Annotated in this window: 10 protein-coding genes; 9 read left to right on the plus strand and 1 reads right to left on the minus strand. The window is 51.7% G+C overall.

Features of this window, described 5'->3' with window-relative positions:
* Positions 1 to 22 precede the first annotated feature (22 nt).
* The 9 genes from D7Z26_RS06985 (at position 23) to pstA (ending at position 11,490) form a co-directional block, all read left to right on the plus strand.
* Positions 23 to 1,096, plus strand: coding sequence for a Gfo/Idh/MocA family protein (locus tag D7Z26_RS06985; protein ID WP_199731676.1), 1,074 nt, complete (start codon positions 23 to 25; stop codon positions 1,094 to 1,096).
* Between the two features lie 264 nt (positions 1,097 to 1,360).
* On the plus strand, positions 1,361 to 2,323 hold the full coding sequence (locus D7Z26_RS06990) for a sugar phosphate isomerase/epimerase family protein (protein ID WP_120975355.1): 963 nt from the start codon (positions 1,361 to 1,363) through the stop codon (positions 2,321 to 2,323).
* Positions 2,324 to 2,346: 23 nt separating this feature from the next.
* Positions 2,347 to 3,483: a Gfo/Idh/MocA family protein gene (locus tag D7Z26_RS06995; protein WP_120976472.1), complete on the plus strand. Its 1,137-nt coding sequence runs from the start codon at positions 2,347 to 2,349 to the stop codon at positions 3,481 to 3,483.
* A 161-nt stretch (positions 3,484 to 3,644) separates the two neighbouring features.
* On the plus strand, positions 3,645 to 5,738 hold the full coding sequence (locus tag D7Z26_RS07000; RefSeq protein WP_120975356.1) for a hypothetical protein: 2,094 nt from the start codon (positions 3,645 to 3,647) through the stop codon (positions 5,736 to 5,738).
* 190 nt (positions 5,739 to 5,928) lie between these two features.
* Positions 5,929 to 7,125, plus strand: a complete 1,197-nt coding sequence (locus D7Z26_RS07005; protein WP_120975357.1) for a methyl-accepting chemotaxis protein — start codon at positions 5,929 to 5,931, stop codon at positions 7,123 to 7,125.
* 105 nt (positions 7,126 to 7,230) lie between these two features.
* The gene (locus D7Z26_RS07010; RefSeq protein WP_120975358.1) at positions 7,231 to 8,646 is read left to right on the plus strand and encodes a stalk domain-containing protein; all 1,416 of its coding nucleotides are present in this window, start codon (positions 7,231 to 7,233) and stop codon (positions 8,644 to 8,646) included.
* 28 nt (positions 8,647 to 8,674) lie between these two features.
* Positions 8,675 to 9,526: a phosphate ABC transporter substrate-binding protein gene (locus tag D7Z26_RS07015; RefSeq protein WP_120975359.1), complete on the plus strand. Its 852-nt coding sequence runs from the start codon at positions 8,675 to 8,677 to the stop codon at positions 9,524 to 9,526.
* Positions 9,527 to 9,616: 90 nt separating this feature from the next.
* A complete protein-coding gene (gene pstC / locus D7Z26_RS07020) occupies positions 9,617 to 10,585 on the plus strand; it encodes a phosphate ABC transporter permease subunit PstC (RefSeq protein ID WP_120975360.1) in 969 nt (322 codons plus the stop codon).
* Between the two features lie 2 nt (positions 10,586 to 10,587).
* Positions 10,588 to 11,490, plus strand: a complete 903-nt coding sequence (gene pstA / locus D7Z26_RS07025) for a phosphate ABC transporter permease PstA (protein ID WP_120976474.1) — start codon at positions 10,588 to 10,590, stop codon at positions 11,488 to 11,490.
* Here the strand turns inward: pstA and D7Z26_RS07030 are convergent.
* Positions 11,487 to 12,380 carry a LysR family transcriptional regulator gene (locus D7Z26_RS07030; protein WP_120975361.1) on the minus strand — a complete coding sequence of 298 codons (894 nt, stop codon included), beginning with the start codon at positions 12,378 to 12,380 and terminating at the stop codon, positions 11,487 to 11,489. The genes pstA and D7Z26_RS07030 overlap by 4 nt on opposite strands.
* Between the last annotated feature and the right edge of the window lie 124 nt (positions 12,381 to 12,504).

Genomic DNA, 12,504 nt, shown 5'->3' on the forward strand with positions numbered 1-12,504 from the left:
AGTATCAAGGAGGACAAGCGTTTTGACAAAAGTTAACGTAGGGATGATCGGATGCGGCGGCATCGCGATGGGGAAACATCTTCCATCGCTCGCCAAAATCCCGGAAGCGCAAGTGGTTGCCTTCTTCGACGTGGCTCCGGATCGGGCCCATGAAGCGAAGAACAAATTCGGTACGCACGATGCCAGGGTTTACCATGATGTATACGAGTTGTTAAGAGATAACGACGTACATGTCGTGCACGTCTGTACGCCGAACGACACGCACGCGGAAATCTCGATTGCGGCTTTGGAACACGGGAAACACGTTCTATGCGAGAAGCCGATGGCTAGAACGGCAGCCGATGCGCGACGGATGCTAGAGACGTCCGAACGGACAGGCAAGAAGCTGAGCATCGCGTACCAGAACCGTTACCGCGCGGATAGCCGTTGGTTGCATCAAGCTTGCCGCGATGGCAAGCTCGGCGAGATTTACGTGGCTAAAGCCCATGCGGTGCGCCGCAGAGCGGTTCCGACTTGGGGCGTGTTCCTTGATCAGGAGAAGCAGGGCGGAGGTCCGCTTATCGATATCGGTACCCATGCGTTAGACTTGGCACTCTGGATGATGGATAACTACGAGCCGAAAACCGTGCTCGGAACGACCTACCGCAAGCTTGCCGAGCAAGGAAGCCAAGCGAATCTGTGGGGACCTTGGGAACCTTCCAAGTTCACGGTCGAAGATTCCGCGTTCGCGATGATCACGATGAAAAACGGGGCAACGGTATGGCTGGAGTCCAGTTGGGCGCTGAATACGCTAGATGTGGACGAAGCGAAAGTAACCTTGAGCGGAACAAATGCCGGCGCGGATATGAAGAAGGGCTTGCGCATCAACGGCGAAGAACACGGCCGCTTGTATACGCAGGAAATCCAGATGTCCGGAGATTTCGGAGGTAATCCGCTGCCAGATGACGCGGCGGAGCAAGAAGCGCGGGCTTGGATCGACTCGATCCTACACGATCGCGAGCCGGTCGTTACGGCGAAGCAAGCATTGGTCGTTCAAGAAATTTTGGAAGCCGTATACGAGTCGGCGAACAAAGGACAAGCGATTAGCTTCGGATAAGGCGACGGAGTCGACTCCAAATCATCATACAAAAAGAACTAAATAGGTAAGTGTTTTCGGCGAGGAACTCAAGTAGACTTGAAACATTCCCGGAATACAGTGGAGTAGACGAGTCTCCTTGGCAGGAGACTCGGTCGCCTCTTTTGATTTTAGGGTGGAAAGGTGCATGCGGTTTCATGTAAACTAGTTGTGGGACAACGATGAACGCGCGTACATCTGCAGCACTAACTTTTGATAACAATTAGAAAGGTTTGGTGGGGAACAGTGAAATCAGGAGTATTTATCGTTTTGTTCGGCCAGCAATCTTTTGAGCAAGCGCTCGATACCGCGAAAGCGGCAGGCCTCCAGTCCGTTGAAATCGGCACCGGTGCGTATCCGGGTACTTCGCACGTGAACGCGCAAACCGTCGTAAACGACGAAGCGGCTATTCGCATAATTCGCGATGCCGTCGATTCCCGCGGATTAACGATTAGCGCATTGAGCTGCCACGGAAATCCTCTCCATCCGGATGCGGCGATTGCGAAAGCGCATCACGACGATTTCGTAGCGACCGTCCAATTGGCGGCGAAGCTCGGCGTAGATACCGTCATTACTTTTTCGGGTTGCCCTGGCGACTCGGAAAACTCCAAATATCCGAACTGGGTCACTTGCCCTTGGCCGGAGGATTTCCTGACCATCCTCGAATGGCAATGGAACGAAGTCGCCATTCCGTACTGGAAAGAACAATCCGCGTTCTGCCGCAAGCATGGCGTTCGCGTCGCGATCGAGTCCCATCCGGGTTTCCTCGTCTATAACACGGAAACAGCGCTTCGCCTTCGCCGCGAAGCGGGCGACAACATCGGCGTCAACTTCGACCCGTCCCACTTGTTCTGGCAAGGAATGGATCCGATCGAGTGCGTCAAGGCACTCGGCGATTCCATTTACCACGTACATGCCAAAGATACGAAATTAGACAAACGCAACATCGCGCTTAATGGCGTTCTTGATACGAAGCATTACGGCGACATCTTGAACCGTTCCTTCGTGTTCCGCACCGTCGGTTACGGACATGACGAAGAATTCTGGAAAGACCTCGTCAGCGTATTGCGTCTCGTCGGCTACGAAGGCACGATCAGCATCGAGCACGAAGACGGCATCATGAGCGTGAACGAAGGATTCACGAAAGCGGCAAGCTTCCTTAACGGCCTCATCCTGAAAGAAAGCGCAGGTGAAATGTGGTGGGCGTAAACAAAAAGAAACTGAATGTCGGCATGGTCGGTTATAAATTCATGGGCAAAGCCCATAGCCATGCGTACAAAGACGTAGGCATGTTCTTCGATCCGGCGGCGGATGTCGTCATGAAGGCGATTTGCGGACGCGACGAGAACGGAGTTAAAGAAGCGGCGGACAAATTCGGCTGGGAGTCTTACGAGACCGACTGGCGGAAAATGGTCGAGCGCGAAGATATCGATTTCGTCGATATCAACGCTCCGAGCGACGCGCATAAAGAAATCACGCTCGCGGCGATCGCCGCCGGCAAACACGTATTCTGCGAGAAGCCGTTGGCGCTGAATCTGGCCGACGGCCGCGAAATGCTGGCCGCCGCGGAGAAAGCCGGCGTCAAACACGCGGTTTGCTTTAACTATCGCTTCCTTCCGGCCGTACAGCTAGCGAAGCAAATTATCGACGAAGGCCGTCTAGGGGAGATTCACCACTATCGCGCCACTTATTTGCAGGATTGGCTCGTCGATCCGAACACGCCGCTCGCCTGGCGCTTGAAGAAAGAAGTCGCGGGCTCCGGCGCGCACGGCGACATCAATGCTCATAGCATCGATCTTGCCCGCTTCTTGATCGGCGAATTCGATCGCGTCGTCGGACATAATCGCACGTTCGTGAAAGAACGTCCGGTTCTAACGGGATCCTCCGGATTGTCCGGTACGGGCTCCGAGACGGAAAAAGGCGAAGTCACAGTAGATGATGCGACTGGATTCCTCGCCGACTTCAAAAACGGCGCGATGGGCATGTTCGTCGCTTCCCGGTTCGCGGCCGGCCGCAAAAACCACAATACTTTCGAGATTCACGGCAGCAAAGGTTCGATTCGTTGGGACCTCGAGAAGCTGAACGAGCTCGAAGTGTACTTCCGCGAAGACGAGCCGAACCTGGCAGGTTTCCGCCGCATTATGGCAACCGAGCCTTCGCACAAATACGCCGGCAACTGGTGGCCGACGGGTCATATTATCGGATACGAGCATGCTTTCGTGCATATCGTGTACGAATTCATGCAGCACATCGCCACGGATTCCCCGTTCGCGCCGACGTTCTACGACGGCGTGAAATGCCAAGAAGTTCTCGAGGCAGTCGATCTGTCGATCGAGCGCGGTGCATGGGTTAGCGTAGACGAAGTATAAGCTAGTCGTAAGAGGAGACCATCCGGTCCATCCCGTATAGGGAGGACCGGATGGTTTTTTTAGTGGATGGAGGATGGGAACTGTGTAACTTTTTCTGGATCAAAACGTCTAATAGATGGTCAATTCCCATCATTTAGGACAAAGAACGGAGCAGGTGTCGTATGCGCATAAAGTTGTTTTTGATGGGTACCGCTATAGCGGTATTCGCGATCGTGGTCGCTTTAGTCGTGTGGAAGCAAGTCGCGAAATCTCCTGACCCGGTGGAGACACAACTGACATTGGCGGAACAGCCGTTTTTGTACGATATCCCCGTCGCTCAGAAAGGCGTGGATTGGGACAGCGACGGGAAACAGGAGACGTTGTCGATCGTCATGACCGAAGGGAAGCTCGTTAACTACGAGGATCCCGGCCCGTACATGGGCGAATTTTACGTCGGTCAATTCTCGGCGGTGCTGAAAGATGCAGGGGGAAATACGCTTCAATCCCTCGAACTCGCGCCTACGTTTCACGAAGCACTGATGTTCCCCAAAGGCACGTTCGAGCTCATGTTCGACGACTATAACGACGATGGTTATCCGGAATTCACGATCGGGCAATATATGTCGAGCAACGGCAACATTTATAATATGTATACGATACGTCCCGAAGGCATTTCTACGGTCGGAAGCGGTATTTTTACTTCTTCCGCAGAAGGCCCTTATTCTATTCGCTATCCTAAAGCTTCGCCGATTTCTTTCCTGAACCGGTATTACGATAATAGCCGAGGCAAAGCGTTCCAATCGACGTTTGAATGGAGCGGGAATACGTTCAAGAAATTAGGAGAAGTCGAGCTTGTATTCGACCCGGAAACGGGGACCGAGACGGTGCCGCCGGCAAAAGAGGACAAGGAGCTCGGTCTAGCCGCAACGCCGATGCAATACGGGTTTAAGCTGAACTATAATCCGATTTTTACGATGAGCTCCGACGAAATCGTTCGGGACGGAGATAAACTTGCGATCCCATTCTCCGTTAGCGAAGACTCGGATAAAAGCAGCGCCTTGCGCAGAGTTATCGGTTATTTTGACTTAGCGTCGCAGACAACGTTAGCCGCTCATGAGATCACGAATACGACGGTTACGAATATTTACGGAGTTTCCAGCGCGTTAAAAGTATTCGGTCTAATCGGCCAGGACGAGTTGGTCTACTCTAACGTATCAGAGGAAGGCGGAACGCAAAATTATCGCATCGATAAGCTGAATCTTAAATCGGGAGCCAAGGAAACGTTAGTCGCGGGTTTTCCCAGCGCGCCGAATGAGCAAGGTTTTTTCGCGAGAAATTGGTTCAGCCCGAAAGAAAATCGCATCGTCTTTAATCAATACTCGGAAGGAACTATGGAAACGTTCGATATGAAGACGCGGAAAGTGAATGCTTTTCATAAGAAATATCCGCATAGTTGGCCGCTTTACATGACGATTCCCTCTCCGGATGGCTCGCTCTTCTGGTACCAGGGATCCGACTTCCGGCTTATGGACCTGAACGAGAAAGTGGTGGCCAAAGTGCCTTATCCGGAAGGGATGATCGACTATCCGGTCTGGATATGGAGCGACGACAGTAATTATTCGGCTATCCATTATACGTTCGACCAGGATCGGAAACACGTAATCGACTCCGAAGAAATCGAGAATATCGCTCCGCAGGGGGTAAGGATTTTCGATCGGAGAGGGAAGGAAGTCGCCAATCTCAAAGCCGAACCGAAGAAGGACGAATATGTGGAAATAGCGGGATGGTTGCCAGAAAGCAATGGCGTGCTGCTTCGGTATTTTCATCTGTACCGCGAAGAAGCCAGGAAGGAAAACTTCCCGATCATGGATTCCTCCGTTACCTACAAGCTATATCATTTGAACGAGCGCAAGTTAACGAGTCTCGAAAACGTCGATTCCTTCGAGAAATTGCCGAAGCCTACCTTGGTGAAGTCGGCAGTTCGGGGGATGCACAATTATATTTTGGATAAGGACGCCAAGCTCTTATGGAAAACCGCAAACCGGTCGCCAGATGCCGCTTATCCGATTTCTTCCCCCGCAGGCGAGCTGTACATTGTGAGCAACGACGCGATAAACGGGAAAGCCGAAATCGCCAAATACGAGAAAGCGACGCGTAGATGGACGAAAGGTAACTTGCCGTACAACTTCATCGATCCCGTATTCAACGGAGAAAATTGGTTGTCTAGTGAAGGAACTTCCTATATAAATCTGAAGTGGTGTTTGAACGGTAACTAATAGATTCCAGTCGACTCCTTCTATTTAAAAGCCTCCCCATGGCTATGGAGAGGTTTTTTGTCGTTTTAATATCGGAGCCCCTAAACTTTACATTCCGATAACGAAAAACAAACAAATGGATGACACTATTTTGATAGGTTAGGTGTGAGGTAATATTTCCCTTCATTTATACAGAACAGAGGTGTTTCTTGTGATAAGCCCGTCCGTTCTTCCTAGACCCGAAGCAGAGAACGCGCTCGCCGACAAGATGATTCCGACAGATGCCGACCCCTCTGACAGCTTAACCGCTAGACACGCGATTACCGAGCTGTTTCAGCCGATCGTCGTGAGGGACTGGATGAAAGGTTGTCCGGTCATTACGCCTTCGCAGCAGAGCGATGATCTTGTCACCTTGTTTCGCAGGAAAAAACAATTCGAATGCGTTGTTGTCTGCGACGAATGGCATCGCCCGCTCGGGTTGATCATGAAAGATCGGTTTTTCCGGCTTTTAGGCTCGCTGTATGGCATGTCGTTGTTCGGACATCGTCCGATCTCGGCGATGATGGACGCGAAGCCGCTCATTATGGAGCTGACGGTCGATCCTCATGAATTGATCGACCGCGCGTTGTCCCGAGCTGAAGAAACGTTCTACGATGCCGTACTCTTAACGGATAACGGCAAATTCGTCGGCGTGTTGACCGTCAACGATCTGCTGAACTTGAGCAGACTGTTGCAACGCGAAGCCGTCAGCCGGCAAATTCGCACGATCCGGGACACCGAGACGATGATCGGAAACATTCGGGGGTCGGTCGAGAAAGTATCGGAAGCGACGAGCGATACGCTGGCTTGCGGCGAACGCATCGCGGAAATTACCGACGAAGGCCGCGAAGAATTGGACGGGATGCTGCAATTGTTCAAATTATGGTCCGCGAACGCGAGCAAGCAGGAGCAAGCGGTCGCCGAGCTAACGGAACGGACGTCCGCCGCGGACGGAATTATCCGGCTTATCGCGGATCTGGCGGATCAATGCAACCTGTTAGCCGTGAATGCGACGATCGAGGCCGCACGCGCCGGCGAGCATGGCAAAGGGTTCGGCGTCGTCGCCCAGGAAATTCGCATGTTGGCAGATCAGACGAAACATTCGGCAGGTCAGATCACCGGGCTTATCAAGGCGATGACGGAAGCCACCCAGAGCGCCGTTCGGTTAGTCGGCGAAGGGAAGCGAGGCGCGGACAGGGGATTTACACAAGTGAAGAAGACGGAAGATGCTTTCGCCCAGTTGTGGAGCTCGTCCGAATTGAATCGCGAGGCGGCTTCCAAGCTGATCGATGCTTCGCGCGACGCGTTGGAAACATCGAACGAAGTATCCAAAGAATTTCGTAAACTCGTCGGCCAATTGGGTACATAAATTTAACAATTCGAAAACGAAACCCGAACAGGCGCTTTACAAATCAAAACTATAATTATCCTAGTAAGATTAAATCTACCATAATCAGAAGGGTGATCAGAGTCGATGTTGCTAAAAAAAGCGTCAATGGTATCTGTGTTAGCGTTAGCTGTAGGGGTATCCGCAGTCGGTGTGGCATCCGCGGCAACTGTAACGAAAGCGAGCGCGGTACAGGTAATCAATTCGGCTTATATCGTAAACGGAGTATCGGTTAACCTCAGCACCTTCTTCGAAAAAGGCAAAACGCTCGTGTCCGTGAAAGAATTGAGCACAAGACTCGGCGCTTCGCTTCAAGCACTTAAAGGCGGTATCGTTCAAGCGAAACTCAACGGCCATCTGGTAGAGCTCAAGCTGGACAGCACTTCCATCAAAGTCGACGGCGTCGAGCAAAAACTGTCGGTTCCGGTAAAAGCGGTTAAAGGCACTACATATGTAGAATTGAAGTCTTACGTTCAAGCTCTCGGCGCGCAATTCGCGAAAGACGCATCCGGCGCCACTTGGATCGACGCTAACCTGCTGGCCGACGTCGACCACATCCAATTCGCGGATCCGTCGACCATTATCGCTTCCCTCGAGAACGAAACAGGCCGCGTAGATTACTTGATCAACGCGCAAACAGGCAAATACGCATCGCTGTTGGATGCTGCCGACGCTTCTGAGCTGGTCGTTTCCCCGAACGGTGTGAGAGCCGCGTACACGAAATCTACGGGCGAAGTGTATGTGATCAATCTGGGCTCGAAGACATCGTCGCTAATCAGCGCGGATACTTCGATTAAGCCTGAACTGGTATGGTCCGCCGATGGTTCGGCTCTTTACTTCCTGCAAGGAGATAAAGGAAGCGTAATCGCCAAGTTGGACGTGACTAGCGGAACGATTTCCAAAATTCTCGACGACAAAGTAGATTACAAAGCGAACTTGGGCGTATCCGCCGACGGCAAAACGTTCACGTATACGGTAACGAAGCCGGGCGCGGTCGTAGCCGACGCGAACAAACCGGTCGATGCGGACGATGTAACGATCGATATGAAGGGTACCGAGCCGCAAATCTTCCTGTTCGTCAACGATCCTTCGATCAAAGACAACAAGCCGACGCAATTGACGACGGCAGCGGACGATAAAGTGTTCATTCAAGCTGCAGCCGACGGTTCGAGCGTAACATATGTAAGCGTAAGCGCGGACGACAACGTGAAATCCACGCTGGTGCAAGTAAGCAAAGACAAAACGGTTAAAACACTGTTCGCCGACAAAGACGTATACCAAGCAACGTTGTCGAACGGCAAATGGTATGTGCTTACGGAAGGCAATGGCTCGAACCAATTCATCTACGAGATCGATCCTGCCACGGGCACGGCTAAGCAAATTTACACCGTCTCCGACAGCGTGAGCGAAATCGTAGTTAAAGCAGGAGCTCCATTCGCGGTAATCAATAACGGCCATGTGTACGTGGATATTGACGGACACTGGAAACCAACAACCCGATAATAACTAATCGAGAGGAGATTTTCGAATCATGAAATTATTCAAATCGTTATCCGTCGCCGCCATGGCGATCGCGCTAGTCACTTCTTCCGTATCCGTAGCGGGTGCTTCCAGCTCCCTGAGCGGCAAAATCGTAATTAACGGTTCTTCCGCCCTTCTTCCGCTGACGCTTCAAGCGGCGAGCGAGTTCAAGAAGCTGAATCCGAAAGTAAAAATCTCGGCTTCCGCCGCTGGTTCCGTAACCGGACCTCAATCCGTACGCAAAGGCATCGCCGATATCGGCGCTTGCGACTGGGATGCTTCCATGGATGTTCCGGGCTTCAAGAAGTTCGATGGTCAAGTAGCTAATAAAGTTGCGATTATCCCGTTTGCGGCAGTCGTGAATAAAAATGTCGGAGTGAACGACTTATCGACGAAACAGCTGCAAGACATTTTCTCCGGTAAAGTTACGAACTGGAAAGACGTAGGCGGCTCCGATGCCGACATCATCCTCGTTAACCGCGCGTTCGGTTCCGGTACTCGCGTTAACTTCCAAATGAAAGCTCTGCAAGGCGCGGACTTCCTCTCTAAAGGCAGCAACTACAAAGAAGTCAAATCGAGCGGAGACATGAAAACCGCGATCGAAACGACTCCTAACGCAATCGGTTATATCGATTTGGTATACGTAACAAGCAATATGAAAGCTATGCAAATCAACGGCGTGGCTCCAACGGAAGCGAATGTCGTCAACGGTACTTATAAAGTATGGGCTTACGGAAACTTCATGACGAAAGGCCAGCCTACAGGCGCGGTTAAAGCGTTCATCGAGTACATCCAAAGCACGAAGTTCCAAAACGGTTCGCTTAAAAAGTTGAAATTCATTCCGCTTTCCGCAATCAAGTAATTTCATAAGGCTCCATTAACCACACATTGGGGAAGAAGCCAGCATAGCGACCGCGCTAGCTGGTTTCTTCATGGGAGGACGGACATCTTCATGCAACTGGAATCTTCTGCTCAAAGGCCGATCATCGGGACCGGCGCCTCCGAACTCGGAGGAAGCATCAAAGCCGGATCGGGCAAAAAGTTCGATCGGAAAAACAGGCTACTGATCTACAACCGTTTCTTTAAAATCGCTTGTATCGCAAGCGCGGTGTTCGTGTGCTTGGTGTTGTTCAGCATCTTGTTCTTCATGTTCCGTACGGGCGTGCTTACGTTCCAAGACGTTTCGCCGATGACCTTCTTCTTCTCGACGGATTGGTCTCCCGAGAACGAGAGCTACGGCGCGTTCGTATTCATATTCGGAACTTTCGCGCTTACGTTATTGACGCTCGTCATCTCGGTTCCGCTCTCCGTCATTATTGCGGTATTCCTGGCCGAAGTGGCTCCGAAATGGTTGAGAAACATCCTTCGTCCCGTTCTGGATCTGCTTGTCGGAATTCCTTCTGTCGTCTATGGCTTTCTTGGCTTGACGATTCTTATTCCGCTCTTGCGCGACTTAACGGGAACGAACATGGGCGATGGCATACTCGCGGCCGCTATCGTGCTAACGATAATGGTGCTGCCGACGATTAGCCGGATTAGCGACGATGCGATTAGCGTAGTTCCGAGAAAATACAGGGATGCTTCCTATGCGCTTGGCGCGACGCGATTCCAAACGATCTTCAAAGTCATTGTCCCGGCTGCCCGCAGCGGTATTATGTATGCCGTCATACTGGGCATGGCGCGCGCGATCGGCGAAACGATGGCCGTCGTTATGGTCATCGGGAATACGCCTCAATTGGCGGATGCGTTGTTCAAGCCAACATCGGTTCTGACGAGCAATATCGTCATGCAGATCGCGAACGTTCCGTTCGACTCGACTTGGAATAACGCGCTGTACATGATGGGATTCCTGTTGCTTATTATTTCGTTGCTTATGATCGTGCTCGTTCGGATGTTCCAACGTAAGGGGGCACAACAATGAATATGGCGACGACGAATGCTCCCAATGCTCCGAAGAACGCGTTCCGTTCGGAAAAAAACTTGAACCATGTCAAAAATCGGTTTTTCACCGTTTTCGTTTGGGGAATATCCGCCATTATCGTATTGTTCATCTTGGCGCTATTGTTCCTGATTCTGGAAAAGGGACTACCGAGCTTGTCTTGGGGATTCATCATGGGATTGCCTAGCGAGATGGAGGAAGGGGGAGGCATCGGTCCGGCATTATTCAATTCCTTCTATATGCTGGTCATTTCCCTCCTTATCTCCATTCCGCTAGGGATGGCCGCGGGTATTTATTTGGCCGAGTTCGCGCCCAACAACAAGCTGATCGGCTTTGTCAGGGTGTGCGTAGAGGGCCTGGCGTCCGTACCTTCGATCATCTTCGGCTTGTTCGGGATCGCGCTGTTCGTCGAGATGCTCGGAATCGGCTTAACGATTATCGGCGGCGCGGTTAGCTTGGCGTTCCTCAACCTTCCGGTTATGACGCGAGTCACGGAAGAGGCCATTCGCGCAGTACCGAAAGAATTGAAGCAAGCGTCCTTCGCGCTCGGAGCAACCCACTTGCAAACGATTCGGCGCGCGCTTATTCCTACCGCGATCAGCGGAATCGTGACGGGGATTTGCCTCGTAGCGGGTCGGGCATTCGGGGAAAGCGCGGTCATCATTCTTACGGCAGGCGTCTCGACGTCCGGCGAGATGTGGGACTTCAACTTATTTTCCCCGGGGGCGACGCTTGCGGTTCATCTCTGGTACGTCCAGTCGGAAGCGATCGTGCCGGATGCGGTATCGATATCCGATAAGGCGGCAGCCGTTCTCGTGTTCGTGATTCTTATGTTCAACATTGTTTTCCGGATTCCGTTATGGATCAAGGATCGTAAAAATCGCTAGAAGATGGACCCGATGACCTGCCTGAGCAGAGCAGGATTCCAGAAGTTCATCCTCCAACATGCATATAGGCTCCACTGCGAAGAATGACCCGGAAGCGTAAGGAAAGCTACCCGTCCCGCGGGATCGGGTAGCGCGCATTCCGGCAATACCGCAAGACCGCCCTGAGCATGGACGGCTCGGAATATCATCTCGACGGAATCGTATCTTGCATTCACCTTCAACTTCAATGCTAGCTGATCTCTCCATATTGCAACGAGTTCATGAACGGAATACTCCGTAAGATCATAGAAGGAATAAGAATACAGATCTTGAGGGACAAGCTCTATTTGCCGGGTCAATGGATGATCCGCTGGTACGATAAGCCGCAACGAAGAAGCGGTCAGCTTCTCGAACTGCAACCGCGAGGCGTCACGAGGCGGTTGCCCGCATAACACGAGGTCTAACCGGTCGGCTTGCAATCTGGAATAGAGCATTTCCTCCTCGTCCGTGGTCATCGAGACTTGGACATTCGGCAGCCCGTTAACGGCGGCGAACCAATCGCTTTCGGCAATCGATGCCATCGCGCAATCCGTGCAACCGATTCGTAACATCGTTCTTTCGTTATCGCGCCATTCCGTTAATTTCGTTTCCGCTTCCGCATATAACGCGTTGATCTGCGAAGCGTAAGGAAGCAACATTTTGCCCGCCGCGGTCAAGAAGATTTTGCCCGCTCTCGGCTCGAACAGTTTTACCCCCCATTCCGTCTCCATCTTCTTCATATGAAAGCTGACTGTGGGTTGTTTCATCTCTAGCGCGTTAGCTACGGCGGTTACTTGTTTATAACGATCAATGAGACTTAGAATTCTCAATTTTAATAGACGGATGACGTATTCCTCGCTTTCGCTAAGCATTATTAACTTTGTCTATAATATTAACACCCACATAGATGTAGTGTATGCATTTTTTTCACAGCGTTAACATACCGAAAACATTACACGAACTCCCGCCTTCTACAATATGAACTGTAAGCCAAAT

Origin of the sequence: Cohnella endophytica (assembly GCF_003628305.1) — a bacterium.
GTDB classification, from domain to species: domain Bacteria; phylum Bacillota; class Bacilli; order Paenibacillales; family Paenibacillaceae; genus Cohnella; species Cohnella endophytica.

What these genes read in the sequence shown, in the direction of transcription:
- D7Z26_RS06995 (WP_120976472.1), top strand. Translation starts at nt 2,347, where the DNA reads ATGGTCGGTTATAAATTCATGGGCAAAGCCCATAGCCATGCGTACAAA.
- D7Z26_RS07000 (WP_120975356.1), top strand. Translation starts at nt 3,645, where the DNA reads ATGCGCATAAAGTTGTTTTTGATGGGTACCGCTATAGCGGTATTCGCG.
- D7Z26_RS07010 (WP_120975358.1), top strand. Translation starts at nt 7,231, where the DNA reads ATGTTGCTAAAAAAAGCGTCAATGGTATCTGTGTTAGCGTTAGCTGTA.
- D7Z26_RS07015 (WP_120975359.1), top strand. Translation starts at nt 8,675, where the DNA reads ATGAAATTATTCAAATCGTTATCCGTCGCCGCCATGGCGATCGCGCTA.
- pstC (WP_120975360.1), top strand. Translation starts at nt 9,617, where the DNA reads ATGCAACTGGAATCTTCTGCTCAAAGGCCGATCATCGGGACCGGCGCC.
- pstA (WP_120976474.1), top strand. Translation starts at nt 10,588, where the DNA reads ATGGCGACGACGAATGCTCCCAATGCTCCGAAGAACGCGTTCCGTTCG.
- D7Z26_RS07030 (WP_120975361.1), bottom strand. Translation starts at nt 12,380, where the DNA reads ATGCTTAGCGAAAGCGAGGAATACGTCATCCGTCTATTAAAATTGAGA.